The following is a 26,290-nucleotide window of genomic DNA, read 5'->3' as shown; positions in this document are numbered from 1 at the left end:
GGCAGTGAGCTTCACCTCCGGATGCCTGCAGGCGAATTGCGGTCGGGCGGCAAAGCGGGTGATGATGGCCGGGGGAACATGCTCGGATTCGTCTTTTGGAACACGGCGCGATGGTTTTGGTGACTGAGCAGGGCGGCAGGACGGCTGGCGAGGCGGGCGGCAAGCGCGCCGCCGGCGGCAGCGCCTCGCGGGCGCGCGAACTCGCAAAGCTGATCGAGAAGGACATCAGCACGGGCCGGCTCAGCGCCGGCTCCTGGCTGAAGCAGGTCGATCTCGAAGCGCAGTACAGCGCCTCACGGCTCGACATCCGCCAGGCGCTGGACCGGCTCGAGGAGAAGGGCTTCGTCAAGCTGGAGGCCAATCGCGGCTACCGCGTCGAGAGTTTCGACAAGGAGCGCTTCCGCAATGTCGTGACGATCCGCGCGATCCTGGAGGTCGCGGCCGCCGCGGAGGTGCTGAAGCATATCGATGAGGCGGGGCTGCAGCGCTTGCTGCTGCGCGCCGACGCCTTCGCCGAAGCCGTCAATGCCGGGACCGTGGTCGCGCAGGAGGAGGCGAACTACGCCTTCCATGCCGTGATGCTGGAATTCTGCCCGAACCGCGACCTCGTCTCGATGATCTTCGATTTGCGCAGCCGGGTGCCCGTCACGTTGACGCGCGAGAAGAACACCGCCGCCCTGCTCGCCAATACGGTGAGCGAGCACTACGAGATCGTCGAACGCCTGCGCGAGCGCGACAAGCCCGGGCTGGAGGCCGTCGTCCACAAGCATGTGATGGGCGGTCTCGAAGTCGTTTGACATCACCCGAGGGAATTGAGCCATGCGCGTCGCCATCATCGGCTTCGGCGGGATCGGGCGCGGCTATGCCGCCTACCTGACCGCCCAGGGGCATGAGCCTGTGATCTGGTCGCCGAGCGGAGCGGCCCTGGCCGATTTCGCCGGGGACGCATCGCTGACCGTCACTGGCAAGCTCGAAACCACCGTGCCGCTGCGCGTCGCCCGCGATTGCGCCGAGGCCGTCGCGGGGGCCGAGGCGGTCATTGTCGCGGTGCAGGCGAATGGCTTCAGGTCGGTGCTCGATGCGCTCGCACCGCATCTTGTCGCCGGGCAGAGCGTCATCATCAGCGCCCATTGCTCCTTCGCGGCGCTCTATCTGCACCGCCTGCTGCAGGAGCGGGGCGTCGACGTCCCGATCGCGGCCTGGGCGACGACGGCGCTGACTGCGCGCAAGAGCGGGCCGCGCAGCGTCCATGTCTCGGGCATCCGGGCGAAGCTCGACGTCGCCACCTTGCCGGTTCGCCATGCGCAGGCCGGCCTCGACGCCTGCCGCGCCCTGTTCGGCGATCGCTTCGAGCCGCGCGAGGATGTGCTCGCGATCCTGCTCAGCAACCTCAACCCGCCGGCCCATGTCGCGAACATGCTGGGTAACCTGACCCGTGCCGAGCGCGGCGAGGACTGGCCCAATTACGGCTCGATCACCCAGGGCGTCGGCCGCATCGTCGATGCCATGGATGTCGAGCGCCTGGCGCTGGCCGGGGCCTTCGGCCTGTCGGTCCGCAGCGTGCAGGACCACTATGTGCATTCCTTCGGCGTGGCGCCGGGCCCGGTCGGCGAGATGGCGGCGGCCGTCTACAGGAACCGGCCGGAGCTGCTCGGCCCGAAGACGCTGGACACCCGCTTCATCACCGAGGACGTGCCCTTTGGCCTGGTGCCGCTCGAGGCCTTGGGGCAGGTCACCGGCGTGGCGCTGCCGCTGCATCAGGCCGGCATCGCCCTGTTCGACGCGATCTGCGCCCGGAACTTCCGCGCCGAGAACGATCTGCTGCCGGCGCTCGACCTTGGCCGGTTCTCCGCCGCGCAGCTCCACCGGGAGCTGCGCGGGGACTGATCCCGCTCTAGTCCGCCACCGGCTCCCCGAGCGTGTGCATCAGCCGGTTGGCCCAGCCGAAGATCGAGGCGGAGAGGATGAGGTCGAGGACCTCGACCTCGGACAGGCCGACCTCGCGCAATGCCGCAAGCTCCGCCGGGCCGGCGGCGGGCGGCGATTGCGAGAGCTTCACGGCGAAGTCGAAGATCGCCTGATGCTGCTCCTCGAGCTCGGCCTGCGTGCCCGCGGCGAAGATCGTCTCCATCACCTCCGGGCGCTTGGTGAGCTGGTTGAAGCGCGAGGCGTGGACCGCGGCGCAGTAGACGCAGGCATTGACGATCGAGGCCGCCACGGCGCCGAGCTCGCGCTCCGCCGAGGACAGGCCGCCCTTGCCGTACATGATCGCGTTGAAGAGTGGCGAGCGCACCTTCAGCGATTCCGGATCATGCGCCAGCGTCAGCACATAGGCCGAGATCTTCTTGTTCGACGGTGTCACCTGCATCGCCTCGAGCTGCTCGGGCGTCGCCTTGTCGATCTCGACGGGCGTGACATAGGGCTGCCAGCGCGGAACCGTCGCGGTGAATTCGTGGACGACCTTGCTCATCGGGAGGCTCCCAGCAGGCGCAGCCCGGCGATGACGCGGGCCTGATAGTTGACGAAGGCGGCCAGCTCCGCGAGCCGGACGACATCGGGTTCAGTGATGCCGGCCGCGACGAGCGCGGCGACATCCCCCTTCGTCGCCTCCCGCGTCCGGGCGGTGAGGATGTCGATGTGGCGGACCAAAGCGGCGAGCCGGGCATCGGCGCCGGCCTGGCTCGCATCCTCGCCGGCAGCGATCGCGGCGAGGACCGGCGTTTCGCCGGCATCCGCCAGCAAGGCGCGGTAATGCGCCGCCAGGGCGTCGTCGCGATTGACGGAGGCCATGCGCGTCGCCAGCGCGGCCCGCTCGGCATGGCTGAGGCCGCCCGGTTCGCGCGGCAGCAGCACCGCATCGTGGCTGGCCTGGCTCAATTCCATGATTTGCGCCCGCTGTGCCAGCGCCTCGGCGAGGGGCGAGCCTGCCCCGACGCCGGCCAGGGTCTCGATCAAAGTCATTCCATCCTCCGCGCAAGGCGGGCGTCTCATCGCCCGGTCGAATAATGCTTGACGCGTATCATGATGTCCATATCATTCGGATTTGGAATTATGGATGCCATGGATCTGCGCCAGCTCGAAGCCTTCGCCGCCGTCATGTCCGCCGGGAGCATCACCGGCGCGGCGCGGCTGCTCGGGCGCTCGCAACCGGCTCTGACCCGCCTGATCCAGGATCTTGAAGCCTCGCTCGGCTTTGGCCTGCTGCATCGCGCCGGGCCGCGCGTCACCCCGACCGGGCAGGGCCTGCGCTTCTACCAGGAGGTCGAGCCGGTGATCGCCTGGCTGCGGCTGCTGCGCGAGCGGGCCGACGCCATCGCGCAGGAGCGGCCGCCTTCGCTGTCCGTCGCCGCCATCGCCGCCTTCTCCGGCATGCTGCCGGCCGCGCTTGCGCGGCTGGACGGAGACAGCCTTCCCGACCGGATCCATATCCGGACCGCCATTGCCGAGCAGGTCGTGGAAGCGGTTGCCACGCAGGGCTGCGAAATCGGCATCGCCAGCCTGCCGGTCGAGCATCCGGCGATCGACATCCACTGGATCGGCGAGGCGCCCTGCGTGGCTGTCGTCGCGGCGGACGATCCGCTCGCCGGCAGCGACCGCATTCCGCTCGCGAGCCTGGCGGGTCGCCGGCTGATCACCATGGCGAATCCGTTCCGCTGGCGCCGCCGCCTCGATATGGCGCTGGCGGAGCGCGGCATCGTGCCGGCCGCGATCCTCGACAGCAACACCGCGCAGACCGCCATCATGTCGGCGCGCGCGGGCCTCGGCATTGCGGTCGTCGAGCCGGTCATGGCCCATGGCGTGCCGGTGGAAGGGGTGGCGATCCGCCCGCTCGACCTGTCGATCCCCTTCTTCTGGGCGGTTTTCTCGCCTTATGGCCGGCCGTTGAGCGGCCTGGCCTCGGGCCTTGTCGAGGCGCTCGAGACGATTTCACGCGAGACGCTGCCGGGCTTCGTCCGGCACGCCGCGACGGCCCGCGACCGGCTGATGGCCGACGCCCTGGGCTCTTCTCCCCATCCGAAAGACCTTGCGCCATGAACGCCAACACGCCGCCGGCCATCGGCCTGCGCCAGCTCGAAATCCGGTTGCGACAGGATCTCTCCTGGCTGGAATGGCCCGCCAAAAGCTGGGTGCCGCCGCGTACCTTTGCCGGAGAGCCCGTCACCGACGTCGTGATCGTCGGGGCCGGGATGTGCGGGCTCGCCGCGGCGGCGGCGCTGAAGGGGCTCGGCATCGCGAATCTGCTGGTGCTCGACAAGGCGCCGGCCGGCCGCGAAGGGCCCTGGGTGACCTTCGCGCGCATGGAAACGCTGCGCTCGCCCAAGCAGCTCACGGGCCCGGCGCTCGGCCTGCCGGCCCTGACCTTCCGCGCCTGGTACGAGGCACAGTTCGGCCAGGACGCCTGGAACGCGCTGGGCAAGATCCCGCGGCGGCAATGGATGGAATACCTCATCTGGTATCGCCGCGTGCTCGACCTGCCGGTTCGCAACGAGATCGAGCTTCTCGCCGTCGAACCCGGCCCCGAGGAGCTGCTGACGCTGCGCCTGCGCGAAGCCGGCGCCGAGCGCGTCATCCGCGCCCGCCACCTCGTGCTGGCGACCGGCCGCGACGGGCTCGGCGGCCCCTTCGTGCCGGGAATCGTCTCCGGTATCGACCGCAAGCTCTGGGCCCATAGCTCGGAGGAGGTCGATTTCGAGGCGATTAGAGGCAAGCGCATCGGGGTCGTCGGCGCCGGCGCCTCCGCCATGGACAATGCGGCCGAGGCTCTCGAACAGGGGGCTGGCAGCCTCGACCTCTTCGTTCGCCGCAAGGACCTGCCGCGCGTCAACAAGTTCACGGGCATCGGCAGCCAGGGCGTGGTCCATGGTTTCGCTGCCCTGCCGGATGAGTGGAAATGGCGCTTCCTCGACCATGCGATGAAGGCGCAGACGCCGCCGCCGCGCGATTCGACGCTGCGCGTCTCGCGCCATCCGCAGGCGCGCTTCCATCTCGGCAGCCCGATCCTGAGCCTGGAGGAGCGCGACGGTCATCTCGTCCTGACCACGCCGAGCGGTGCCTATCCGCTCGATTTCCTGATCCTGGCGACGGGGTTCCAGGTCGATCTCGGCCTGCGGCCGGAGCTCGCGGCCTTCGCGCCCTTCATCCGCTTCTGGAAGCACCGCTATACGCCGCCGACCGGCCTCGACAATGCGGAGCTTGCCAATGCCCCGGATCTCGGGCCCGGCTTCGAGTTCCAGGAACGCGAGCCCGGCTCCTGCCCGGCGCTGTCGCGGATCCACTGCTTCAACTATCCGGCGATGCTCTCCCACGGGAAGCTCTCGGGCGACATCCCGGCCGTCAGCGACGGCGCGGATCGCCTTGCGCGCAGCATCACCGCCGGGCTGTTCAGCGAGGATCGCGAGACGCATTACGCCGCGCTCGTCGCCTATGATACGCCGGAGCTGCTGGGTGACGAGTGGACGGTCGCGCCGCACTCGGCGGCTTCGGGCTGACAATTTAGATGGTGCTCTTCATTTTGCTTTAGCTGGATAACCAATGCGTCGGGGCGACCTCGGGACAGGTAGGGACGGATGAATTACCGCTGGGACTGGTCGGTCCTGATCAGGGAGCCCTATATCGACTGGCTGTGGAGCGGCCTGCTCCTGACGCTGGCGATCAGCATCCTGAGCTGGGCCGTCGCGCTGACGATCGGCATCGTCGTCGGCGTCGCCCGCAGCGCCCCGTCTCGCGTGGCCCGCCTAATGGCCGGCATCTATATCGACGTGTTCCGCAGCGTGCCGCCGCTTGTCCAGCTGTTCCTGTGGTATTTCGTCCTGCCCGAGATCGTTCCCGACGGGGTCGGCCTCTGGCTGAAGCGGGACCTGCCTTATCCGGAAATCGTCACCGCGGTGGTCGCCATCGGCCTGTTCGCCGGGGCGCGCGTCGCCGAGCAGGTTCGCGCCGGCATCGAGGCCGTCGGCGCGCCATTGCTGCCGGCGGCGCTCGCCACGGGCCTGCGCCCGCTGCAGGCCTTCCGGCTGATCGCCCTGCCGCTGGGCCTGCGCGCCATCGTCGGGCCGCTGACCTCGGAATTCCTGATCACGATCAAACTGTCCTCGCTCAGCCTGACGATCGGCGTGCTCGAACTGACCGCGCAAAGCCGGCATGTCGAGAACTACACCTTCCAGGGCTTCGAGGCCTTCACCTTCGCGACGGTGGGCTATCTGGTGATCGGCCTGTGCGCGACGGGGCTGATGCGCCTCATCGATGGCCGGATCGGCGGAGCCTCGCTGCGAAAGGCCACGACGTGAGCGATTTCGACTGGGGCGTGATCGCCCGCTCGTATGGCTTCCTCGCCGAAGGGATGGCGCTCAGCGCGCTGCTGGTTCTGGTCGCGACGCTGGGCGGCCTCGTCGTCGGCTTCGGGCTGGCGCTGATGCGGCTGTCCACGCACCGGCTGATCTCGGTTCCGGCGGCGGCTTACGTCACGGTGATGCGCTCGCTGCCGCTGGTGCTGGTGCTGTTCTGGTTCTATTTCCTCATGCCGCTCGCCATCGGGCGGCCGGTCGGCTCGCTGACCTCGGCCCTGATCGCCTTCGTTCTGTTCGAGGCGGCGTTCTATTGCGAGATCATCCGCGCCGGCATCGGCAGCGTCCGCTCCGGGCAGAGCGATGCCGGGCTGGCGACAGGCCTGCGCCGCTGGCAGGTGCTGCGGCTGATCGTGATGCCGCAGGCGATGCGGGCGATGGGGCCGCTGATCCTCAACCAGATCGTGATCGTGTTCCAGGACACCTCGCTGGTCTATGTCGTGTCGCTGCACGACTTCCTCACCGCCGCGAGCGTGGTCGCTGCCCGCGACGGGCGTTCCACCGAGATGTATACGCTGGTCGCCGTGGTCTATCTGGTGATCTGCCTCTCCGTCACGAAGCTTGCCGAATTCTACAGGAAGGGGCGCCCGTCATGATCGTTCTGGACGACGTGCACAAATCCTACGGCCCCCAGCACATCCTGCGCGGCTGCTCGGCCGAGATCCGTCTCGGCGAGGTCGTGGTGGTCTGCGGGCCGTCGGGCTCCGGCAAGAGCACGCTGATCAAATGCATCAACGGGCTGGTGCCGTTCGAGCGGGGCACGATCACGGTCGACGGCGTCTCGGTCTCGTCGCCGAAGACCGACCTGCCGGCCCTGCGCTCGCGCATCGGCATGGTCTTCCAGAGTTTCGAGCTCTACCCGCACATGACCGCGCTGCAGAATGTCAGCCTGGCGCAGATCCATGTGCTCAGGCGCTCGCAGAAGGAGGCCGATGAGCGCTCTGCGAAGATCCTGACGCGGGTCGGCCTGGGCGACAAGCTCGGCCAGCGTCCGTCGCAACTCTCCGGCGGGCAGCAGCAGCGCGTGTCGATCGCACGCGCCCTGGCGATGAACCCGCAGGCGATGCTGTTCGACGAGCCGACCTCGGCGCTCGACCCCGAGATGATCAACGAGGTGCTGGAGGTGATGCAGGAGCTCGCGCTCGAAGGCATGACCATGATCGTCGTCACCCATGAGATGGGCTTCGCCCAACGCGTTGCGGATCGCGTCCTGTTCATGGATCGTGGCGAGATCGTCGAGGACACGCCCAAGGAGCAGTTCTTCACAGCCCCTGCCTCGGAGAGGGCGCGGCAATTCCTGAAGCAGGTCCTGACGCATTGAGCGGTCATGGGCGTTTCCAGCGGCCAGCCATGGTTACGCGAGCGACAACAAGCCGGCGGTCTCGTCGGGAGAGGCGATTCCACGATGCGCGTTAGCATTCTCGGTGCGGGAGCGGCGGCCTGCGGCGCCGCGGCTCAATTGTCGGCCATGGGGCATGACCCGATGCTGTGGTCGCCCTCCGGCCGGAGCACGGAGCAGCTTGCTGCGGGAGCGCCGCTGCGCGCGACGGGAGCGATCGAAGCCAGCTTCCACCCGCGCATCGCGGGAAGCGCCGCGGAAGCCGTCGCCAGCGCCGACGTCGTGATGCTGGCGATGCCGGGCTACGCCCACAAGATGGCCTTCGATGCGATCGCCCCTCATCTGAGGGAGGGGCAATCCGTCATCGTCAGCTCGCATGCCTCCTTCGGCGCGCTCTACCTTTCGCAGCTGCTGGCGGCGCGGAAGCTGTCTGTGCCCATCGTCGTATGGGGGACGACCCTGACGACCGGCCGCAAGGCATCGCCGACCGAGGTCGCAGTGAATTCGCTGCGCTCCAAGATCGACATCGCGGCCTTGCCGCAGGAAGCTGCAGCCGAAGCGCTGGCGCTGTGCAACGCCCTGTTCGGCGAGCGCTTCGTCGTCCGCGAGGGACTGCTGGCGATCGCCCTGAGCAATCTCAACCCGCAGAACCATCTCGCCATCGCCCTGTTCAACCTGACGCGGATGGAGCGGGGCGAAAGCTGGGGCCAGGCCGAGAACGTCACCACCGCCGTCGGGCGCGTGATGGAAGCGCTCGATGCGGAGCGGCTCGCCATCGCCGAGGCCTTCGGCGTCTCGGTCCGGACGATCCGCGAGCATTATGCCTATTCCTACCAGCTTCCGGTCGCCAGCATCGCGGAGATGAATGCCGAGCTGCATGGCCGCGGCAAGGGCGGTTTCGGCCCGACGACGCTGGAGAGCCGCTACGTTCTCGAAGATGCACCTTACGGATTATGGCCCACCGTGCTGCTCGGCCGGCTCGCCGGGAAACCGGCGACCTTGCACGAGGCGGGGCTGACGATGCTGTCGGCCGCCTATGGGCGGGATTTCGCGGGCGAGAACGAGTTGCTGCCGGCGCTCGGCTTCGCGGCGATGGCGCGCGACGAGCTGGAGGCGCGGGCGCGGGATGGATTTTAGACACCGTCCTCCGGCGAGGGCGGCCATGCGAGCGATCGCGATAACCGGGAGAGAGCCATGAGATTCCATCTTGCTGCAGCCGCGGGCGCATGTCTGGCGCTGAACCTGGCGAGTTCGGCCGCTGGAGCCCAGGAGGTCGACGGCATCGTCAAGAAGCTGAAAGAGACGCAGACCATCACCATGGGCGTCCGCGAGGCGCTGTTTCCGTTCAGCTATCTCGACGACAACAAGAATCCGACGGGCTATGCGGTCGAGTTCTGCAAGCGCATCATCGAGGACATCAAGACCGAGCTGAACCTGCCCGAGATCAAGATCAAATACGTGCCGATGACGATCCAGAACCGGCAGGCGCTCGTCGCCAACGGGACGATCGACCTCGAATGCGAGGGGACGGTCAACACCTTCGGTCGCAACAAGCAGGTCGATTTCTCGTCGGTCAGCCACGTCTCGGCGAGCCAGCTCCTGGTCCTCAAGAGCACCGGCATCAAGAATTACGACGACCTCAACGGCAAGATCGTGGCGGTGGCGACGGGCGGCACCAGCGAGCCCGACCTCAAGAAGCTCGTGGCCGAGCGCAAGCTCAATCTGCGCGTCATCAATGTCGACGACCACGCCGCCGCCCTGATCGCGGTCGAGACCCGGCGCGCCGATGCCTATTTCAGCGACAACGGCGCCTTCTACGGGCTGATCAAGCAGTCGAAGAAGCCCGACGCGCTGGAGATCGTCGGCGACGAATATGGCTATGCGCCGCAAGGCTTCATGGTGCCCAAGCTCAACCCGACCATCCTCTGGATCGTCAATCACACGATGGGCAAGATGTTCAAATCGGGCGAGGCCGAGGCCTTGTACATGAAGTGGTTCGGGCCGCTCGGCGCCCATGTCGGGCCGAAGCTGCGGGCGGCCTGGGCGACGCAATCCTACGCCGAATGAGCCTGCGCCGCCGTCACGGCGCTTGAGAACCGGACCCGCCGCGCTCCGCGCGGCGGCAAGGCCTGTCGGTCGCTTGCGGTCAGGACCCTGAGGAGGCGAGCCGAAGGTCGCGAAGCGCGGGAGCGCCCAGCATCCCCATCGTGATCCTGAGTTCGTTGGCGAGAATGTCGAGGATGCGGCCCGCGCCTTCCGCGCCGCCGATCGCCACGCCATAGAGCGGGGCGCGGCCGATCAGGACGCCGTTCGCGCCCAAGGCGAGAAAGCGGGCGATGTCGGCGCCGCGGCGCACACCGCTATCGGCCAGGATCTCGAGGCGGCCGGCGATGGCGTCGGCGATCGCCGGCAGCACCTGGGTCGGGCCGGGCGCGCAGTCGAGGTTGCGCGCGCCATGGTTCGACACGACGATGGCGTCGACGCCGTGCGACAGCGCCGCCTGCGCATCCTCCACCCGCAGGACGCCCTTGAGCACGAGCTTGCCGCGCCAGTGCCGGCGCAGCAGCTTCACATCCTCCCAGGTCACGTCCGCCGCCAGGCTGAGCTCGTCGGAGAGCGCGGCGCGGCCCAGCTTGGTGCGGAACCCGTCGGGGTAATGCGCATAGGTCGGCACGCCGCCCGTCGCCAGCGCCCGCAGCATGACGGAGGCCGTCCAGCGCGGATGCAGCGCGACGTCGAGACCCGCCCGCCACGAGGCCTTCAGCGGAATGCCGAAGCCGTTGCGGAGATTGTATTCGCGGTTGGGGCCGACGGCGGTGTCGACGGTCAGGACGAGGGTTTCGGCCCCGGCCGCCCAGGCGCGGTCGAGCAGGGCGAGCATGCGCTGGCGGTTCTTCCAGACATAGAGCTGGAACCAGAGCCGCGCGCCGGATTCCGCCGCGATGCGCTCGATGGCGGTGATCGACTGCGTCGAGACGCAGAAGGGAATGCCGGCCGCTGCCGCCGCTTTGGCGATGGCGATCTCGCCATCGTGCCAGACGAGGCCGGCGACGGCGGTAGGCGCGATCACCAGCGGGAGCGGCTGGCGCTGGCCGAGGATCTCGGCCTCGGTCGAGCGCCGGGAGACATCGACCAGCACGGCCGGCGAAAGCCGGATCGCGTCGAGCTCACTGCGGTTGGTGGCGATGGAGACTTCGTCCTCGCTGCCGCGATCGACATATTCGAACAGGCCGCGCGGCAGACGGCGCGAAGCGGCGCGGCGCGCATCGGCGACGTTGAGGATATGGGAGAAGGCGGTCATCGCGGCGGCGTCATCGTGGCAGGTCGATGCCGATGCCGCGTTCGCGGGCGCGGCCGATGACGAGATGCGCCAGCGCGAGATCTGCGAGGGCGAAGCCGCGGAAGCAGAAGAAGGAGCGGGCGCCCGGCGCGGTCGGGTGGGCGTCGTTCGCCATCTCGACGAGATCGTGGCCGAAGCGGACCGTCGTCACTGGGTTGCCGTCGATGTCGTAGGGCGCCTGCGACTGTTCGAGGCTGTCGGTCGCCAGCACGTCGAAGGCCGGCAGGCTCTCGGGGATCCAGCTCCGGCCGATGTCGACGGCGGCGGCGAAGGCGTTCGGCTTCATCAGCCGCGCATCGAGGAACGGCTTCAGCCCCGGCGCGCCCGGCACCATCGAGATGACGATGTCGCTGCGCGCCAGCAGGGCGTCGGCATCGGCGACGATCTCGGTCGCAAGTCCGTGCTTCGAAGCGGCCTGCGCGAGACGCTCCGCCGAGGAGCGGCTGCGGCTCAAGGCCAGCGCCGTGGCCAGGCCGGGATAGAGGGCGAGGAAGGCGTCGAGATGGGCATGGGCCTGGAGGCCGCAGCCGACGAAACCGATGGTCCGGGGGGCGGGCGGCGCCATCCGCGCGGCGGCGGCGGCCGAGAGCGCGGCGGTGCGGATCAGCGTGATCTCGTCACCGTCGAGCACGGCCAGCGGCGCGCCGCTGCGATAGTCGCTGACGCAGATCAGGGCGTTGATCCCGGGCACCGGGCTGTCGGGGCCGACGGGCGCCATCGAGACCCATTTCAGCGTCGCGATCCCCTGCGCCTGCGAGGCTGCCGTCATGGCCTGGAAGCCATGGCCGGGACCGAGCCCGAGCGCGCTTTTCGGCAGGCTGCGGTTGAGGCCGGCGGCATGGTCGCGGAAGGCCTGGAGCACGGCCTCGCGCGCCTTGCCGGGCGGGATGGCGAGGGCCTTGACGTCGCTGCGCGAGAGATAGAGCAGGCGCTCGCTCATCGGGCGAACCTCCGGGCGGAATAGGGGGTGGGATCGAAGGGCGGCTCGCGCCCGTCGATCAGCGCGGCGACGAGCCTGCCCGTCGCCGGCGCCTGGGTCAGCCCGGTATGGGCATGGCCGAAAGCATGCACGATATCGGCCGAGCCGGAAGCGATGCCGATGCAGGGCAGGCCATCCGGCGTCGAGGGGCGGTTGCCCATCCAGCGGTCGATCCGGGCGGTCTCGAAGCGCTTCGCCTGCCCGGGAAACATCTTGCGGGCATAGCCGAGCAGGATGTCGGCGCGGCGCCAGTCGGGGTCTGCGTCGGGATCGGCGAGCTCGACCTGCCCGGCGAGCCTCAGCCCTTGCGGCGTCGAGACGACGCCCATCTGGCCGTCCGACGGCATCAGCCCGGCGCCGAGCTCGACGCCCGGCTCGGGGATGACGACATGGTAGCCGCGCTCGGAGATCAGGGGCACGCGGTCTCCCGCGAGCCTGGCCAGCCCAGCCGAACCGATGCCGGCTGCGATGACGGCGCGGTCGCAGGCGAGGGGGCCCCGGTCGGTCGCGACGGCGCTCAGCCTGCCGCTCTCGATGATGAAGCCGATGGCGCGCGCCGTGATGCGTTGCGCGCCGCGCGCCTCCAGCAGCCGGGCAAGCGCCGCGCAATAGGCGCCGGGATCGGCGATCTGGCCGGCATCGTCGAGCCGGGCGCCGAAGCGGTAGGCCGGCGACAGCTCCGGCTGCAGGCGGCGCAAGTCAGGCTCCTCGATCTCGCTGAAGCGGATTCCGAGCTCGCGGCGCATCGCCCAGATGCGGCTTTCGGCGGCGAAGGCGGTGCGGTCCGGATAGACATAGACCAGCCCTTCCTGCCGGATCAGGTGGCCGACACCAGCCGCGTCGGCATAGGCGCGGTGATCGGTCACTGTGTGCTTGCAGAGCGGGTAGCGCTGGCGTGCGCAGATCCCGATGCGCTCCCAGTCGCGGCCGGCGGCGATGAAGCGGGCGAGCCAGCCGGCATGGCGGGGCAGGTCGCGCCAGCGCAACGTGAACGGCCCGGTCCGGTCGAGCAGGAAGCCCGGCACCTTGCGCCAGAGACCCGGCAGGGAGATCGGCATGATCGCGCCGGGGTTGATCCAGGTCGCATTGCCATAGGAGGCGGCCTGACGGCCGCCGGGCTCGCCCGGCTCGACCAGCAGGACATGGTGGCCGGCGCGCTGGACCTCGAGGGCTGCGCACAGGCCGACGATTCCGGCGCCGATCACGGCGACGGTCAATGGCGCGTCCCCCGGCATCGCCCGGCCTCAGCCGCGATTGTGGAAGTGGCTGAGGAAAGCCCGGGTCGCTTCCTGCTTGGGTTCGCCGATCACCTCGCGCGCCGGCCCCTCCTCGACGATGACGCCGTCGCGCATGAAGACGACGCGGTCGGCGACCTCGCGGGCGAAGCCGATCTCATGGGTGACGATGATCATCGTCATGCCCTCGGCGGCGAGGTCGCGCATGACGCCGAGCACCTCCCCGACGAGTTCGGGGTCGAGCGCGGAAGTCGCCTCGTCGAAGAGCATCACCTCCGGCTCCATCGCCAGCGCGCGTGCGATGGCGACGCGCTGCTTCTGCCCGCCCGAGAGCTTGTTGGGGAAGACGTCGACCTTGTCGCTGAGGCCGACCTTGGCGAGGAGCTTGCGGGCGAGCGCCTCCGCCTGCGGCTTCGGCATCGCCTTCACCGAGACCGGGCCTTCCATGACGTTCTGGACCACCGTCATGTGCGGGAACAGGTTGAAGTGCTGGAAGACCATGCCGGTGTTCGAGCGGAAGCGCGCCTGCTCGCGGGTGGCCGGCAGCTTCGAGCCGTCGCCGAAGGAGAAGCTGTCCTCGCCGATGCGGATGCGGCCGCCTTCGGGCATGACGAGCAGGTTGAGGCAGCGCAGCAGGGTCGACTTGCCGGAGCCGGACGGGCCGATCAGCGCGACGACCTGGCCGGTCTCGACCTTGAGATTGATGTCCTTGAGCACGACCAGCGAGCCGAAGCTCTTGCGAAGGCCGGAGACCTCGATCCTATAGCTCATCGCCCGGCCCTCAATTGCTGTGCGCCAGCCGCTTTTCGGCCAGCTTGACGATCGCGGTCAGCGGCAGCAGCACGACCACGTAGATCGCGGCGACCACCGTGTAGACCTCGAGCGCGCGGTAGGTGTCCATGGCGGCAACCTGGCCCTGATAGAGCAGGTCGGGCACGGCGAGGACGGAGACGAGCGAGGTGTTCTTGAACTGGATGATCGACTGGTTCATCAGCGGCGGGATCATCCGCTTGATCGCCTGCGGCAGCACGATCCGGCGCATCACCCGCGCCGGGGTCATGCCCAGCGCCAGCCCGGCCTCGCTTTGCCCCGGCTCGATCGAGATGATGCCGCCGCGGATCACCTCCGCATAGAACGAGCCGCCATAGAGCGTCAGCGTCACGACCGAGGCGGTGATCGCGTCGAGCTTGATGCCGGTCAGGATCGGCAGCGCGTAATAGAACCACAGCAGCAGCACGAGCAGCGGCGTCAGCCGGAACATCTCGATATAGGCCCAGGACAGCCAGCGCAGGGCCGGCGAGCGCGAGAGCTGGGCGATGCCGGCGATAAGGCCGACGACCAGGCCGAGCAGGACGACGGCGATGGTGATGCCGATCGTCACGCCGGTTCCGGTCAGGAAGATCCAGCGATAGCTCCAGACGATGTCGAAATTCCAAGTGTAGGACATGTCCAACCCTGCCCGCGCGCGGCGCAGCCCTCGCGCATGAGAGCGTGTTGCCGGAGGCGGCCCGCAAAAAGCGATCTGCACGAAAGAGCGTGCAGGAAACGAAGCGGCTTCCCGCGATGGACGCGGGAAGCCGGAGAACCCTCAGAGGGTGATGCCCGCCGGAATGTCCTCGGAGGTGACGCCGACCTGCTCCAGGCTTTCGACGACGGCGCTGCGGACGAGGCCGAGGCCGCGCGCATAGACGATCCAGGTGTTGACGAAATCGCGCCAGGTCTTGTCCGATTCGCGGCGAAAGGCCGCGTTCGAGGTCGAGCCGAAGAAGGGCTGGGGCACGACGACCTTGCCGAGGCTGGGGTCGGCCTTCACGGCGCGCACGCCGCCCATCCAGAAGATGCACTGCGCATCGACGCGGCCGGTGCGCAGCGCCAGCATCGCCTCGTTGATGGTCTTGAAGCGCGTGATCTGGGCCTTCGGGCACAGCAGCGTGGCGATCTGGTCATGGGCCGAGCCGACATCGACCGAGATCTTGACCTCGGGCTTGTTCATGTCGGCCCAGCTCTTGGGCTCGAAGCCCGGCTTGGCGATGACGACCAGCGCGCTGTCATAGGCGCCGACCGAGAAATCGACCGCCATCGCGCGCTTCGGCGTCGGGTTGAGCCCGAACATGATGTCGATCTTGTCGGCCTGGAGATCGAGCACCGCATTGCCCCAGGTCGTCTCGACCAGCTCGAGCTCGACCTCCATGTCCTTCGCGAGCGCGGCGCCGATCGTGTAGAAATGGCCGCTCCACTTGCCGCTGGCCGGGTCCTTGACGAACCAGGGCGCGCTCGAGGTCACGGCGCCGAGCCTGAGCTTCTTGCTGGCGATGATGCGGTCGAAGGTGTTCTTCGCCGCGCTCTGCGCGCTCGCTCCGTTGGAGGCCAGCGTGAGCGCGCCGGCTGCCACCGCGCCGGCGCCGATGAGGCCTGCCAGATCCCTGCGTGTCGTCATGTTCATTCTCCCGGCGTTATGAGGCGAACCCCGTCATGGCTGGTGAGGCAGGCTCCCGCTTCCCCTGCGGGCTTCCGTGACCTGCGCCCCCTCACCGAAGGCCGCAGCGGATTTTGGCGTCGTTCTCAGGTCGTTTTCGGTGCCAGCAGAACGCCCGGATTCATCAGGTTCTGCGGATCGAACAGCGTCTTGACCTTGTTCATCAGCTCGTAGCGCAGCGGATCGGCGAGGCGCGCGAGCTCTTCGGTCAGCTTGCGCCCCACGCCGTGCTCGGCGCTGAAGGTTCCGCCGAAGCGGGCGGCGACGTCGTGGATGGCTCGCTCGACTTCGAGCGCGAAGGCTTCCGCATCGGGCAGGGCCGCCCAGAATTCGTGCGTGAACATCAGGATGTAGTGCACATTGCCGTCGCCGAGATGGCAGACCACTTCCGTGATCGCCTGCGGGTAGCGCTCGGCCGCGACCTTGTCGGCTGCTGCGATGAAGGGGGCGACGTGGGAGGAGCGCACGGCGACATCATGGGTGATGCTCATGCCTTCCTTCCTGTTGGCCTCGGAGACCGAATGGCGGAGGTGCCAGAACTCGGCCGCCTGCTGCTCGGAGGTCGCGATGACGGCATCGAGCACCTCGCCGGCTTCGAGCGCGGCGCCGACGACCTCCTCGAGGATCGCGGGGAGGGCGGTGGTCGCGTCCTCGCTGCCGAGCTCGATCAGGACGGACCAGGCCGGAATCTCGGGGAAGGGGAAGCGGGCCCGCTCGGCATGCTTGCGCACCAGCTCGAATTGCGAGGCGGAGACCATCTCGAAGGCCTGGATATAGGAGCCGGCGCGGTCCTGCAGCGCGGCCAGCAGCGCGACTGCGGCCGCGGGTTCGGCGACGGCGACCCAGGCATGGGCGGTGTTCGGCGTCTGCGGATGCAGCCGCAGCGCCGCGCCCGTGACGATGCCGAGCGTCCCTTCCGCGCCGATGAAGAGATGGCGCAGCATGTAGCCGGTATTGTCCTTGCGCAGCGCCGCGAGGTCCGAGAGCACGCGCCCGTCCGACAGCACGACTTCCAGGCCGGCGACGAGATCGCGCATCGGCCCGTAGCGGACGACGCCGGTGCCGCCGGCATTGGTCGAGATCAGCCCGCCGATCTGGGCGCTGCCCTCGCTGCCGAGATGGAGCGGAAACTGCCGCCCGGCCTCGATGGCGGCGTTGTGCAGATCGCCGAGCACGACGCCGGCATCGACGGTCGCGACGCCGGTGGCCCGGTCGACCGAGCGGATGCGGTTCATGCGGCGCAGCGACAGCACGATGCCGGGCTTGTCGCTCCGGCCGCTGTCCGGCACGGCGCCGAAGCACAGGCCGGTATTGCCGCCGACCGGGAAGACCGGCTGGCCTTCGGCCGCGCAGAGCGCGACCACGGCGGACACCTCCGCCGTGGAAGCCGGCTGGACGATGGCGAGCGCCCGTCCGCGCCGGCGCTGGCGCCAGTCGACGAGCCAGGGCTCCATCTCGGCCGGATCGGTGATCAGGCCCTTGTCGCCGACGATGCCGCGAAGCCGCTCGATCACGATCCGCTCTCCGCTCAGGCCAGGCTGATGGCTTTGGCCTGCGCCGCGGCGACCTTGAGCCCGGCCAGCGTCTGGTCGCTCGGCCCGAGCAGCGGCAGGCGCACGCCGCCGACCGGCATGCCGGCGAGCGCCATATATTCCTTCAGCGGCCCCGGATTCGTCTCGACATAGATGGCGTCGACCACCGGATCGATCTTGTCCTGCAGCTTCAGCGCCTCCTTGAGCTTGCCCTGGCGGGCAAGCGCGAAGATCTCGAGCCAGATCTTCGGATAGATGGTCGCCGACGCCAGCACGCCGCCCCGCGCGCCGAGCGCGACATGGGTGGCGAAGAGCGGCTCCTCGCCCGACAGGATCGCGATCTTGTCGCCGGCATATTTCACCGTGCGGATGAAATCGGGCATGTCGTAGGACGAGTACTTCATGCCGATGATCGAACCGTCCTCGGCCATGGCCTGCACCGTGTCGGCGAAGGCGGAGACCGTCGTGCGGCGCGGAATCTGGTAGAGCATGACCGGCAGGTCGAGCGCATCGCGGTAGCGCCGGAAATAGGCGCGCATGCCGTCCTGCGTGCCGGGGGCGTAATAGGGCGTGACGGTCATGACCGCGGCGGCGCCGGCAGCGGCGAAGTCGCGGCCCGCTTCGAGCGCATCCTCGAAACCGGTGGAGAGCACGCCGGGAATGACCGGCTTGCCCTCGGCGGCCTCGACGCAGGCGGCGACGATGGCGCGGCGCTCGTCGCGGGAGAAGGCCGGATATTCGCCCGTGCCGCCGATCGGCACGATGCCGGCCGCGCCGGCCGCGAGCTGGAAACGCACCAAAGCCTGGAGGCCCTTGATGTCGACCGCGCCGTCGGCGGCGAGCGGCGTGACGATCGCGGTGTAGAGGCCGCCAAGTGTGTCGTGCGTGAGTGTCATGCGAAACGTCCCTGCCGCGATGTCGCCTGGCCGCGCCGGCCCCTCGCCGAACGCCTCCGGACCGGTTGCCGGCACATCATTTGCGGAAAATTGTTGCAGCCGGGACCAACTGTCAACACAAAAATATAAAAATGTCGGATACGAAATTTATTCGCCCATGAGCGGTGGCGTTCCCTTTTCTTCCCTGCGGCCGGCGATTATGACAGGAGGCGCCATTGGGCTGGAACGAGGAGAATGGGCATGCCGGAAATCTCGCTGGCGGAACGGGGGGAATCGCCCGAGCCGCCTGAGGCCTGGCAATCCGGCGACGAGGCGCGCGGCGGGATCGATATCGGCGCGCGGCTGCTCAAGCTGCGCAAGAGTCGCGGCCTGACCCTGCAGGACGTCAGCGCGATGACGGGCGTATCGGCCTCGGCCTTCTCCAAGATCGAGCGCAACGAGCTTTCGCCGACGATCTCGACGATGCAGCGCATCGCCCATGGGCTCGAGGTCGAGCTGGTGACGCTGTTGTCGAGCGGTGAGCAGGGCGGCGCGGTGAGCTTCGCCGGGCGCCGCAGCATCAGCCGGGCGGGCGGCGGCAGCAAGCACACCACCGGGACCTGCAACAACGTCCTGCTCTGCGCCGATCTCAAGAACAAGCGCGCCACGCCGATCCTGACCACGGTGACGGCCCGCTCGCCGGACGAATACGCGGCCTGGGCGAAATCCGAGGCGGAGATCTTCGTGATGGTGATGGACGGCACGCTCATCGTGCATAGCCGCCTCTACGAGCCGCTCGAGCTCAACAAGGGCGATTCCGTCTATTACGACGCCACCACCGAGCACACCTGGACCTCGAAGGGGCCGACCGATGCGGTCGTGCTCTGGGTGCTCGTCGACCTCTGACGGCGCCGCCGCCGCGACAGCGCCCGATTCCGCCTCGGAGCAGGGCGCGGTTGCGGTCCCGGCACGATCGTTGCACGATCCCGGCTTGTCCGACGATCGGATCGCATCTTGGCCCGCACCGACCTGCGCAACTCGTCCCGCTACTGGCACGACCCTCGGGTTCCGGGCCTGAGCTGCCTCGTCGCCGATTTCACCAGCCACGATTACGCCCCTCACAGCCACGAGGCCTTCGTCGTGGCGGTGACGGAGGCCGGCGGCGCCGAGTTCAAGAGCCGGGGGCGGACCGACGAGGCGGGAACCTCGACCCTGCTCGTGTTCAATCCCGACGAGCCGCATTCCGGGCGCATGGGCTGGAGCCCGCGCTGGCGCTATCGCGGGCTCTATCTGACCCGCCCGGCGATCGAGACGCTCAATGCCGCGCTCGGGCTGGATGCGACGGCCTATTTCTGCCGGAACAGCTTTCACGACGCCGATCTGATCGAGGCCTTCCTCGGGCTGCACCGCATTCTCGACGACGGCAACGACCCGTTCGAGGAGCGCGAATTGCTGCTGCGCAGCTTCGGCGCCCTGATCCGGCGCCATGCCGCGGGTGAGCCCAGGCTGTCGCCGCCGGCGCGCGACGCGCAGCGGGCGGCCCGCGTCCGCGAGATCATGCGCGAACGCCATGCGGAGGAGCTGACGCTGGAGGAGCTCGGCGCCGCCGTCGGGCTCACGCCGTTCCAGTTGATCGCCCTGTTCAAGCGCAGCACGGGGCTCACCCCGCATGCCTATCTCACGCAATTGCGCCTGAAGGCCGCGATCACCGCGCTCGGTCGCGGCACGAGCATTGCCGCCGCTGCCTTGGACGCGGGCTTCTACGACCAGAGCGCGCTGACGCGGCATTTCAAGCGCAGCTACGGCATCACCCCGCTGCAATGGGTGCAGGCGACCGCCAGCTGAGCGGTTTTCTCAATTTCCGCCAATAGCGGCGCGGCAAGGCGCGCCAATCTCGTCTCCATGCGGATGCCCTGTCGGCACTGCGGAAAGGATGAGATTCATGTCCCGCTATTTCTGCCTCGACAATCCGGAGGTCCCGACGCTCGCGACTGAGGTCGTCGAGGCGGGGCCGGGCTGGGTCGTTCTCGCGGAAAGCCCGTTCTATCCGGGCGGCGGCGGACAATTGCCCGATCGCGGCTCCCTGGAATGGGCCGGCGGCGAGGTCGCGGTCGCCGGTTTCGAGAATGAGGGGGGCCGGCTTCGGCATCTGCTCGCCGACCCGGTCGAACTCCCGGCCGGTACCGTGGAAGCCAGGGTCGACCCGGCGTTTCGCGGGCTGATGCGCGCGCTCCACACCGATCTGCACATCGTCAACGCCGTCGTCTTCCAGGGCTTCGACGGCGCGCTCGTCACCGGCGTGCAGATGAACGACGACGGCACCGCGCGCATCGATTTCGACCTGCCGGACGCCGATAATGACCGCCTGCGCGCGATCGAGGAACCGGTCAACGCGTTCATCCGGCAAGACCTCGCCGTCCGGCAGGGCTATCTCCCCGAGGCGGTGGCCTTCGCGGAGCCGGGGCTGATCCGCTCGCGCTCGGTCGCCCCACCGCCGACCGCGGACGGGCAGGTGCGCGTCGTCGAGATCGTCGGCCTCGACCGTCAGGCCTGCGGCGGCACCCATCTCGCCTCGACCGGCGGCTCGCCGCCGATCCGCATCCTGAAGATCGACAACAAGGGCCGGCACAACCGCCGCCTGCGGATCGGCCTCGCGGGCGCGCTGTGAGGCCGGCAATGTCGATCCTCCGGCGCCTCTGGGACCAGCCGTTGCTGCTGCTGCCGCTGCCGCCTCTGTTCTGGGCCGGCAACCTCGTGCTCGGACGGGCGCTTGCCGACACGTTTCCGCCGGTCTCGCTCGCGGTCGGGCGCTGGCTCGTCGCGCTCGCCTGCTTGGCGCCCTTCGTGCTCGGCGCGCTCAGTGCGCAGCGGCAGGCGCTGTTTCGCGCCCGCTGGATCGTCCTGGCCTGCGGCGCCTTCGGCATCGCCGGCTATAATGCGCTCGGCTATCTCGCCTTGCAGAGCGCGCCCGCCGCCAGCGTCGCCTTCCTCAACTCGACCTTGCCGCTGATGGTGCCGCTCGCGGCCTTCGCGCTCGGGGTCGAGCGCGTCTCGGTCCGCACGCTTGCCGGAATCGCCATTTCCTTCGTGGGCGTGGCCTGGATCGTCGCGCGCGGCGAGCCCGCGAGCCTGTCGCGGCTGGGCATCGGCGGCGGCGAGCCGCTGGTCCTGCTCGCGGTCGCCAATTACGCGGTTTATTCGGTGCTGCTGCGCCGCCGGCCCGCCGATCTCGATCCGCTCCTCTTCCTGGCGGCGACGATGGTGGCGGGGCTCTTCGTGCTGCTGCCGTTCTGGATCTGGGAACTGGCGCGCGGCGGGACGATCCCGACCGCGCCCGGCCCGCTCGCGGCCGTGCTCTATATCGGCGTCTTCGCCTCGCTGCTCGCCTTCGTCATCTGGAACCGCTGCGTCGCGACGCTGGGGCCGAGCGTCACCGGGGCCTCCTTCCATCTCGTCGCCCTGTTCACCGCCGTGCTCGCCTTCCTGCTGCTGGGCGAGCCGGTGCGCCCGTTCCACCTCGTCGGCGCCGCGCTGATCCTGTGCGGCTTCGGCCTCGCGGCGAGCAGCGGCCGCCCCTCTCCATCCCGAGCCGCGGGAGCGCTCAAGCCATGACCGTGTTTTCCCACGCCTTCGCGGCGTCGCGGGCATCGGCGACACGCTGCGGGCGATCTTCGAGAGCGCGGAGGCGGATGGCGTGCCGACCCAGACGGCCGCGCTGCGCCTCGCCCAGGCCCGGCTCGGGCGCCCCCGCGCCGGGCGGCACGCGCTGGCGGCCTGAGCGATGAGCGCGACGGTCTCCCTGCTCGAGGAACTGGTCGGCTTCGACACCACCTCGAGCCGCTCGAACCTGGCTCTCGTCGGCCGCGTCGCCGACCGGCTCGACAGCCTCGGTGCCCGCATCCGGCTGAGCTATGACGACGACCGGGCCAAGGCGAATCTGCTCGCCAGCTTCGGCCCGCGCGGGCCGGGCGGCGTCGTCCTGTCGGGGCATACCGACGTCGTTCCGGTCGCCGACCAGGACTGGACCTCCGATCCGTTTCGCCTGGCCGAGCGCGACGGCAAGCTGCATGGCCGCGGTGCCGTCGACATGAAGGGCTTCGTCGCGGCCTGTCTTTCGGCGGCCGAGGGCTTTGCCGGCACCGGTCTCGCCCGGCCGGTCCATCTCGCGCTGTCCTATGACGAGGAGGTCGGCTGCCTCGGGATTCCTCGCCTCATCGACGACCTGCTCGCCCATGAGGAGAAGCCGGAGCTTGCGATCATCGGCGAGCCGACCGGCATGCGGATCGGCGACAGCCATCGCGGCTTCCTCGGCTTCCGCGCCCGCTTCGAGGGCAGGGCCGCGCATTCGAGCGACCCCGGCGCCGGTGCGAGCGCGATCTATCCGGCCGCCGATTTCATCGGCTTCCTGAAGACCATCGGGCACCGCACCGGCGTGGGCGCCAGCGCGACCACGGTCAATATCGGCCGGATCGAGGGTGGAACCGCGATCAATATCGTGCCGTCCCTCTGCGAGGTGCTCTGGGAGTTCAGGCCGGTCACGGCCGGCGATGCCGCCGAGATCGAGGCGCTCGCCCGCGCCTATCTCGCCCGCGCGGTGCCGGACGATATCCGCCCGTCGCTGCTGCGGGAGATCCATGTCCCGCCGCTCAGCGCGGAAGGCGAGGCGGGGGCGCTCGCGGTCGCGGCCGCGCTCGGCGGCATCGTGCCGCCCTTCCCGATGGCCTTCGGCACGGAGGCCGGCTTCTTCCAGGCGGCGGGCATCTCCGCCGTGGTCTGCGGGCCGGGCTCGATCGCGCAGGCTCACCAGCCCGACGAATGGATCGCGCGCGCCGAGCTCGATGCCGCCGACGCCTTTCTCGCCCGCCTTACCGGCTGGGCCCAACGCCAGCACGCCTGAACGCCCGCGGCCTCGACGCCAAGGGCCGGTTTTCCAAAGAGGGGATCACCATGACAGAACTCGCCGCCACGCATGCCATGTCCGAATCCGGAGCCGGGAAGACGGCCAGCAGGTTTTCGAGCCGACGGGCGGTGATCGCCGCCGTCGCCGGCAACACGCTGGAATGGTACGACTTCGCCGTCTACGGCTTCTTCGCGCTGACGCTCGCCAAGCTCTTCTTTCCCGCCGGCGACGCCACGGTTTCGCTTCTGCTCACCGTCGCCACCTTCGGCGTCGGCTTCGTGATGCGCCCGGTCGGGGCGCTCGTGCTCGGCACGCTCGCCGATCGGCGCGGCCGCAAGGTGGCGCTTTCGCTGACGATCCTGCTGATGGCACTCGGCACCGCGATGATCGCCTTCGCGCCGACCTACGCAACAGCCGGCGCCTGGGCGCCGGCGATCATCGTGCTCGCGCGGCTGATCCAGGGCTTCTCCGCCGGCGGCGAGATCGGCGGCGCCACCGCCTTCCTGGTCGAGCATGCCCCGCCCGCGCGCCGCGGGCTCTATGCGAGCTGGCAGCAGGCGAGCCAGGCCGGCGCCCTGCTGCTGGGCTCCCTGACGGGGGCGCTGCTCACCGGCCTGCTCCCGCAGGCCGAGCTCGAGGCCTGGGGTTGGCGCGTGCCGTTCCTGATCGGGCTCCTGATCGCGCCGGTCGGTCTCTACATCCGCTCGCGCGTCGACGAGACCGAGGCCTTCAAGGCCATCCTGCGCGAGCGCACCGCGCGGCCTGAGACCGATTTCTCCCCTTTGCGCGACACGCTCGGCCAGCACCGCGCCGCCGTGATCACCGGCTTCGGCATCACCATCGCCTGGACGGTCTGCACCTATTTCTTCCTGGTCACCATGCCGACCTATGCGGTGCGCCAGCTCGGCGTGCCGCAGAGCGCGAGCCTTCTCGCCAACAGCGTCGGGCTCGCGCTGATCGTCGTGCTGGCGCCCGTCTTCGGCGCCTGGTCCGACAAGGTGGGCCGGCGCCCGATCATGCTGGCCTCGGTGGTGGGGCTCTTCCTGCTGAGCTGGCCGATGCTGCTTTGGCTGACGGGCCAGCCCAGCGCGTTCAACCTCATGCTCGCGCAGATCGTCTTCGCCGTGCTGATCGCGGGCTTCAGCGGCCCCGCGCCGGCGGCGATGGCCGAGCTCTACCCGCCCGCCATGCGCTCCACCGGCCTGTCCATCGCCTATAATTTCGCGGTCACGCTTTTCGGCGGCTTCGCGCCCTTCATCACCACCTGGCTGATCGTGCAGACCGGGAGCGCGCTCGCACCGGCCTGGTACGTCATGCTGGCGGCGGCCTTCAGCCTGACGGCCCTGATCATGGGCGGCAAGCTGATGCGGATGTCCGCCGGGCGCTGAGCGAGGCGGGCGGTGCCGCGGCATCCGCATCTTCGCTGGACAGGATTGCGTGCCTGCCCAGCAGGACGCCTCGGCAGCCTTACGGATGCGATCCGGCTTTGGCCGTCCGAGATCGCATGCCGTTCACCCTCACGCCACGGCGGCCGACATCGCGGCAACCGGGATGTCTGCCGGCGATTGAGCGTCGGCCAGCCGGTCGATCTGCTGCTGGACCTGGGCCATCACCTGCCGGGAGAACGGCCCGAGATGGAGATAGAGCGCGACCATCATCATCACATAGGGCAGCGCCTGGCGATTATGCGTGAGGCAATCGATCACGGTTTTCCAGAACTCGCGCCGCACGCCGCCTTTCGCCGTCGTCATGCGCCAGATCAGGCGCCATGACGATCTCATCTCCTCCCACTCCATCGACTTCGGCAGCTCCAGCTGGCGATTGGTGCAGTCGAGCATGCGGCCGACCCGCCGGACGCGCCCGAAGAAGGCGCCGGGTGCATAGACCGCCTCGAGCACCGCCCTGTAGTCGTCCAGGATGGCGCGGCGCGGGCGGCTGGTGACGAAGTTGAGCCCGGCGGTGCACTGATCGCCCAGCCCTTGCGTATGGTCGGCGTCGTCGGGAATGGACAGGCGGCCTTCGCGATCGAGACGCCGCGTCAATTGGGTGTTGGGCAGCGCATAGAGCAGGCCGACCATGCAGACAGGGATCGCGGTATCCTCGATGCAGTCGATCATGCCGCGCGCGACGCTGCCCTTCTCGCTGTCGAAGCCGAGAATGAAGCCGGCATTCACGAAAAGCCCGGCCTTGTAGATGCGATGGACACTCTCCTGGAGGCTGCGGCGGGTGTTCTGCTTCTTCTGCATCGAGACCAGCGTGTCGGTGTCCGGGCTTTCGATGCCGACAAAGATCGTGAAGAAGTTGGCCTCGCTCATGGACTGCATCAGAGCGGCGTCGTCGGCGAGATTGATCGACGCCTCGGTCGAGAACTCGAAAGGAAAGTTCCTGTCCCTGATCCATTGCGTCAGGGCGGGCAGGAATTGCTTCAACGCCTTCTTGTTGCCGATCAGGTTGTCGTCGACGAAATCGACATGGCCGCGATATCCGAGCGCGTGGAGGGTATCCAGCTCGGTCAGGATCTGCGCGTTCGTCTTCGTGCGCGGCACGCGGCCATAGAGCTCGATGATGTCGCAGAACTCGCAATTGAACGGGCAGCCGCGTGAGAACTGCACGCCGACATGCAGGTAATGCGCGAATTTCAGGAGGTCGAAGCGCGGTGTCGGGCTCCTGGTGACGTCGGTCTTGCCCATCTCGGAGCGGAAGTCCCCGCTTCTCGCCCCCGCGTTCCAGGCATCGACGAAGCCGGCCATGATCTCCTCGGCCTCGCCCAGCACCCGAAAATCGGCGGCCTCGTAGATCTCGGGCGTCGATGTCGCATCGGGACCGCCGACCACGACCGGCTTTCCCCGGGAGCGGCACTGCGCGATGACGGCCAGCGTTCCGTCCTGCTGCGGCAGCATGCCCCCGGTCATGACGAGATCCGCCCAGGCGAAGTCCCGTTCGTCGAGCTCCTCCGCATTCAGGTCGAGGAGCCGGATCTCCCATGTCGCGGGAAGCAGCGCCGCAACGGTGATCAATCCGAGTGGCGCGGCGGGATGGCGCGCTCCGGCCAGCTCGCAGGTCGCCTTGTAGTTCCAGAAGGATCCCGGGTTGAACCGCGGATAGATCATCAGCACCCGGCAGCGGTCGATCGACATCTCATCTTCCTTGTTCGCGCTTGGTGAGCCGGGGAGGAAGCGGGAGCGGCAAGATCGCGGCGGCCATTCGGGGCACGATCCAGAATGGCTCCGGGCAGTTCCCACCCATAGCACCATTGCTCCAACCGTTCGA

The 26,290-nt window shown here is 68.7% G+C and carries 26 protein-coding genes; 15 read left to right on the top strand and 11 right to left on the bottom strand.

Going from position 1 to position 26,290, the window contains the following annotated elements; translation table 11 throughout:
- Nucleotides 1–110 precede the first annotated feature (110 nt).
- Together AB6806_RS19155 and AB6806_RS19150 are read left to right on the top strand one after the other, a co-directional pair.
- Complete coding sequence (locus tag AB6806_RS19155; RefSeq protein WP_051987964.1) at nucleotides 111–797, top strand: GntR family transcriptional regulator; 687 nt, start codon at nucleotides 111–113, stop codon at nucleotides 795–797.
- 22 nt (nucleotides 798–819) lie between these two features.
- Nucleotides 820–1,887, top strand: a complete 1,068-nt coding sequence (locus AB6806_RS19150) for an NAD/NADP octopine/nopaline dehydrogenase family protein (RefSeq protein ID WP_370955201.1) — start codon at nucleotides 820–822, stop codon at nucleotides 1,885–1,887.
- Between the two features lie 7 nt (nucleotides 1,888–1,894).
- On the opposite strand, the gene AB6806_RS19145 is transcribed toward AB6806_RS19150, so the two are convergent.
- Entirely contained in the window at nucleotides 1,895–2,470 is a 576-nt protein-coding gene (locus AB6806_RS19145) for a peroxidase-related enzyme (protein WP_370955200.1), read from the bottom strand.
- Nucleotides 2,467–2,961: a CMD domain protein gene (locus AB6806_RS19140; RefSeq protein WP_038362968.1), complete on the bottom strand. Its 495-nt coding sequence runs from the start codon at nucleotides 2,959–2,961 to the stop codon at nucleotides 2,467–2,469. Before AB6806_RS19140 ends, AB6806_RS19145 begins: the two co-directional genes overlap by 4 nt.
- A 90-nt stretch (nucleotides 2,962–3,051) precedes the next feature.
- Between AB6806_RS19140 and AB6806_RS19135 the strand changes: the two genes are divergently transcribed.
- The 7 genes from AB6806_RS19135 to AB6806_RS19105 all read left to right on the top strand — a co-directional run bounded on the left by AB6806_RS19135 (nucleotide 3,052) and on the right by AB6806_RS19105 (nucleotide 9,750).
- Nucleotides 3,052–4,035, top strand: a complete 984-nt coding sequence (locus tag AB6806_RS19135; protein WP_370955199.1) for a LysR family transcriptional regulator — start codon at nucleotides 3,052–3,054, stop codon at nucleotides 4,033–4,035.
- On the top strand, nucleotides 4,032–5,489 hold the full coding sequence (locus AB6806_RS19130) for an NAD(P)-binding domain-containing protein (protein WP_370955198.1): 1,458 nt from the start codon (nucleotides 4,032–4,034) through the stop codon (nucleotides 5,487–5,489). Before AB6806_RS19135 ends, AB6806_RS19130 begins: the two co-directional genes overlap by 4 nt.
- Nucleotides 5,490–5,567: 78 nt before the next feature.
- Nucleotides 5,568–6,287 carry an amino acid ABC transporter permease gene (locus AB6806_RS19125; protein WP_370955197.1) on the top strand — a complete coding sequence of 240 codons (720 nt, stop codon included), beginning with the start codon at nucleotides 5,568–5,570 and terminating at the stop codon, nucleotides 6,285–6,287.
- On the top strand, nucleotides 6,284–6,940 hold the full coding sequence (locus AB6806_RS19120; RefSeq protein WP_038362974.1) for an amino acid ABC transporter permease: 657 nt from the start codon (nucleotides 6,284–6,286) through the stop codon (nucleotides 6,938–6,940). The genes AB6806_RS19125 and AB6806_RS19120 overlap by 4 nt, the downstream gene beginning before the upstream one ends.
- Nucleotides 6,937–7,665 (top strand): amino acid ABC transporter ATP-binding protein, encoded by a 729-nt coding sequence (locus AB6806_RS19115; protein WP_038362977.1) that lies wholly within the window; start codon nucleotides 6,937–6,939, stop codon nucleotides 7,663–7,665. The genes AB6806_RS19120 and AB6806_RS19115 overlap by 4 nt, the downstream gene beginning before the upstream one ends.
- An 84-nt stretch (nucleotides 7,666–7,749) precedes the next feature.
- Nucleotides 7,750–8,820: an NAD/NADP octopine/nopaline dehydrogenase family protein gene (locus tag AB6806_RS19110; protein ID WP_370955196.1), complete on the top strand. Its 1,071-nt coding sequence runs from the start codon at nucleotides 7,750–7,752 to the stop codon at nucleotides 8,818–8,820.
- Nucleotides 8,821–8,877: 57 nt separating this feature from the next.
- On the top strand, nucleotides 8,878–9,750 hold the full coding sequence (locus AB6806_RS19105) for an amino acid ABC transporter substrate-binding protein (RefSeq protein ID WP_112764917.1): 873 nt from the start codon (nucleotides 8,878–8,880) through the stop codon (nucleotides 9,748–9,750).
- 79 nt (nucleotides 9,751–9,829) lie between these two features.
- Here AB6806_RS19105 and AB6806_RS19100 read toward each other — a convergent pair whose 3' ends face one another.
- The 8 genes from AB6806_RS19100 to dapA all read right to left on the bottom strand — a co-directional run bounded on the left by AB6806_RS19100 (nucleotide 9,830) and on the right by dapA (nucleotide 18,141).
- On the bottom strand, nucleotides 9,830–10,984 hold the full coding sequence (locus AB6806_RS19100; protein ID WP_370955195.1) for an alpha-hydroxy acid oxidase: 1,155 nt from the start codon (nucleotides 10,982–10,984) through the stop codon (nucleotides 9,830–9,832).
- A 10-nt stretch (nucleotides 10,985–10,994) separates the two neighbouring features.
- A complete protein-coding gene (locus AB6806_RS19095; RefSeq protein WP_370955194.1) occupies nucleotides 10,995–11,963 on the bottom strand; it encodes a hypothetical protein in 969 nt (322 codons plus the stop codon).
- Complete coding sequence (locus AB6806_RS19090; RefSeq protein WP_370955193.1) at nucleotides 11,960–13,237, bottom strand: NAD(P)/FAD-dependent oxidoreductase; 1,278 nt, start codon at nucleotides 13,235–13,237, stop codon at nucleotides 11,960–11,962. The genes AB6806_RS19095 and AB6806_RS19090 overlap by 4 nt, the downstream gene beginning before the upstream one ends.
- A gap of 9 nt (nucleotides 13,238–13,246) precedes the next feature.
- Complete coding sequence (locus AB6806_RS19085; protein WP_370955192.1) at nucleotides 13,247–14,008, bottom strand: amino acid ABC transporter ATP-binding protein; 762 nt, start codon at nucleotides 14,006–14,008, stop codon at nucleotides 13,247–13,249.
- 10 nt (nucleotides 14,009–14,018) lie between these two features.
- Nucleotides 14,019–14,684, bottom strand: a complete 666-nt coding sequence (locus tag AB6806_RS19080) for an amino acid ABC transporter permease (RefSeq protein ID WP_038362992.1) — start codon at nucleotides 14,682–14,684, stop codon at nucleotides 14,019–14,021.
- 141 nt (nucleotides 14,685–14,825) lie between these two features.
- A complete protein-coding gene (locus AB6806_RS19075; protein ID WP_038362993.1) occupies nucleotides 14,826–15,674 on the bottom strand; it encodes a transporter substrate-binding domain-containing protein in 849 nt (282 codons plus the stop codon).
- A 125-nt stretch (nucleotides 15,675–15,799) separates the two neighbouring features.
- Nucleotides 15,800–17,227: an FAD-binding oxidoreductase gene (locus tag AB6806_RS19070; protein ID WP_370955191.1), complete on the bottom strand. Its 1,428-nt coding sequence runs from the start codon at nucleotides 17,225–17,227 to the stop codon at nucleotides 15,800–15,802.
- 14 nt (nucleotides 17,228–17,241) lie between these two features.
- On the bottom strand, nucleotides 17,242–18,141 hold the full coding sequence (gene dapA / locus AB6806_RS19065) for a 4-hydroxy-tetrahydrodipicolinate synthase (protein ID WP_142023034.1): 900 nt from the start codon (nucleotides 18,139–18,141) through the stop codon (nucleotides 17,242–17,244).
- A 240-nt stretch (nucleotides 18,142–18,381) separates the two neighbouring features.
- On the opposite strand from dapA, the gene AB6806_RS19060 reads away from it, so the two are divergent.
- The 6 genes from AB6806_RS19060 (at nucleotide 18,382) to AB6806_RS19035 (ending at nucleotide 24,408) form a co-directional block, all read left to right on the top strand.
- Nucleotides 18,382–19,026: a helix-turn-helix domain-containing protein gene (locus tag AB6806_RS19060; protein ID WP_038364086.1), complete on the top strand. Its 645-nt coding sequence runs from the start codon at nucleotides 18,382–18,384 to the stop codon at nucleotides 19,024–19,026.
- A gap of 108 nt (nucleotides 19,027–19,134) precedes the next feature.
- Nucleotides 19,135–19,965 carry an AraC family transcriptional regulator gene (locus tag AB6806_RS19055; RefSeq protein ID WP_142023035.1) on the top strand — a complete coding sequence of 277 codons (831 nt, stop codon included), beginning with the start codon at nucleotides 19,135–19,137 and terminating at the stop codon, nucleotides 19,963–19,965.
- A 97-nt stretch (nucleotides 19,966–20,062) separates the two neighbouring features.
- The gene (locus tag AB6806_RS19050) at nucleotides 20,063–20,788 is read left to right on the top strand and encodes an alanyl-tRNA editing protein (RefSeq protein WP_142023036.1); all 726 of its coding nucleotides are present in this window, start codon (nucleotides 20,063–20,065) and stop codon (nucleotides 20,786–20,788) included.
- Nucleotides 20,789–20,796: 8 nt separating this feature from the next.
- Nucleotides 20,797–21,732, top strand: coding sequence for a DMT family transporter (locus AB6806_RS19045; protein ID WP_142023037.1), 936 nt, complete (start codon nucleotides 20,797–20,799; stop codon nucleotides 21,730–21,732).
- A 169-nt stretch (nucleotides 21,733–21,901) separates the two neighbouring features.
- The gene (gene argE / locus AB6806_RS19040) at nucleotides 21,902–23,017 is read left to right on the top strand and encodes an acetylornithine deacetylase (RefSeq protein WP_142023038.1); all 1,116 of its coding nucleotides are present in this window, start codon (nucleotides 21,902–21,904) and stop codon (nucleotides 23,015–23,017) included.
- A gap of 50 nt (nucleotides 23,018–23,067) precedes the next feature.
- Nucleotides 23,068–24,408, top strand: a complete 1,341-nt coding sequence (locus AB6806_RS19035) for an MFS transporter (protein ID WP_370955190.1) — start codon at nucleotides 23,068–23,070, stop codon at nucleotides 24,406–24,408.
- A gap of 129 nt (nucleotides 24,409–24,537) precedes the next feature.
- Here AB6806_RS19035 and AB6806_RS19030 read toward each other — a convergent pair whose 3' ends face one another.
- Complete coding sequence (locus tag AB6806_RS19030) at nucleotides 24,538–26,157, bottom strand: B12-binding domain-containing radical SAM protein (protein ID WP_038363004.1); 1,620 nt, start codon at nucleotides 26,155–26,157, stop codon at nucleotides 24,538–24,540.
- Between the last annotated feature and the right edge of the window lie 133 nt (nucleotides 26,158–26,290).

Origin of the sequence: Allobosea sp. RCC_152_1 (genome assembly GCF_041360765.1) — a bacterium.
Classification (GTDB): Bacteria; Pseudomonadota; Alphaproteobacteria; order Rhizobiales; family Beijerinckiaceae; genus Allobosea; species Allobosea spartocytisi.
Note: the sequence above shows the minus strand (reverse complement) of the source record. Positions and strands in the feature narration are given on the sequence as shown.

What these genes read in the sequence shown, in the direction of transcription:
- AB6806_RS19105 (WP_112764917.1), top strand. Translation starts at nt 8,878, where the DNA reads ATGAGATTCCATCTTGCTGCAGCCGCGGGCGCATGTCTGGCGCTGAAC.
- AB6806_RS19110 (WP_370955196.1), top strand. Translation starts at nt 7,750, where the DNA reads ATGCGCGTTAGCATTCTCGGTGCGGGAGCGGCGGCCTGCGGCGCCGCG.
- AB6806_RS19080 (WP_038362992.1), bottom strand. Translation starts at nt 14,684, where the DNA reads ATGTCCTACACTTGGAATTTCGACATCGTCTGGAGCTATCGCTGGATC.
- AB6806_RS19115 (WP_038362977.1), top strand. Translation starts at nt 6,937, where the DNA reads ATGATCGTTCTGGACGACGTGCACAAATCCTACGGCCCCCAGCACATC.
- argE (WP_142023038.1), top strand. Translation starts at nt 21,902, where the DNA reads ATGAGCGCGACGGTCTCCCTGCTCGAGGAACTGGTCGGCTTCGACACC.
- AB6806_RS19030 (WP_038363004.1), bottom strand. Translation starts at nt 26,157, where the DNA reads ATGTCGATCGACCGCTGCCGGGTGCTGATGATCTATCCGCGGTTCAAC.
- AB6806_RS19150 (WP_370955201.1), top strand. Translation starts at nt 820, where the DNA reads ATGCGCGTCGCCATCATCGGCTTCGGCGGGATCGGGCGCGGCTATGCC.
- AB6806_RS19050 (WP_142023036.1), top strand. Translation starts at nt 20,063, where the DNA reads ATGTCCCGCTATTTCTGCCTCGACAATCCGGAGGTCCCGACGCTCGCG.
- AB6806_RS19155 (WP_051987964.1), top strand. Translation starts at nt 111, where the DNA reads ATGGTTTTGGTGACTGAGCAGGGCGGCAGGACGGCTGGCGAGGCGGGC.
- AB6806_RS19100 (WP_370955195.1), bottom strand. Translation starts at nt 10,984, where the DNA reads ATGACCGCCTTCTCCCATATCCTCAACGTCGCCGATGCGCGCCGCGCC.
- dapA (WP_142023034.1), bottom strand. Translation starts at nt 18,141, where the DNA reads ATGACACTCACGCACGACACACTTGGCGGCCTCTACACCGCGATCGTC.
- AB6806_RS19125 (WP_370955197.1), top strand. Translation starts at nt 5,568, where the DNA reads ATGAATTACCGCTGGGACTGGTCGGTCCTGATCAGGGAGCCCTATATC.
- AB6806_RS19085 (WP_370955192.1), bottom strand. Translation starts at nt 14,008, where the DNA reads ATGAGCTATAGGATCGAGGTCTCCGGCCTTCGCAAGAGCTTCGGCTCG.
- AB6806_RS19135 (WP_370955199.1), top strand. Translation starts at nt 3,052, where the DNA reads ATGGATGCCATGGATCTGCGCCAGCTCGAAGCCTTCGCCGCCGTCATG.
- AB6806_RS19095 (WP_370955194.1), bottom strand. Translation starts at nt 11,963, where the DNA reads ATGAGCGAGCGCCTGCTCTATCTCTCGCGCAGCGACGTCAAGGCCCTC.
- AB6806_RS19145 (WP_370955200.1), bottom strand. Translation starts at nt 2,470, where the DNA reads ATGAGCAAGGTCGTCCACGAATTCACCGCGACGGTTCCGCGCTGGCAG.
- AB6806_RS19045 (WP_142023037.1), top strand. Translation starts at nt 20,797, where the DNA reads ATGTCGATCCTCCGGCGCCTCTGGGACCAGCCGTTGCTGCTGCTGCCG.
- AB6806_RS19090 (WP_370955193.1), bottom strand. Translation starts at nt 13,237, where the DNA reads ATGCCGGGGGACGCGCCATTGACCGTCGCCGTGATCGGCGCCGGAATC.
- AB6806_RS19140 (WP_038362968.1), bottom strand. Translation starts at nt 2,961, where the DNA reads ATGACTTTGATCGAGACCCTGGCCGGCGTCGGGGCAGGCTCGCCCCTC.
- AB6806_RS19075 (WP_038362993.1), bottom strand. Translation starts at nt 15,674, where the DNA reads ATGACGACACGCAGGGATCTGGCAGGCCTCATCGGCGCCGGCGCGGTG.
- AB6806_RS19035 (WP_370955190.1), top strand. Translation starts at nt 23,068, where the DNA reads ATGACAGAACTCGCCGCCACGCATGCCATGTCCGAATCCGGAGCCGGG.
- AB6806_RS19060 (WP_038364086.1), top strand. Translation starts at nt 18,382, where the DNA reads ATGCCGGAAATCTCGCTGGCGGAACGGGGGGAATCGCCCGAGCCGCCT.
- AB6806_RS19130 (WP_370955198.1), top strand. Translation starts at nt 4,032, where the DNA reads ATGAACGCCAACACGCCGCCGGCCATCGGCCTGCGCCAGCTCGAAATC.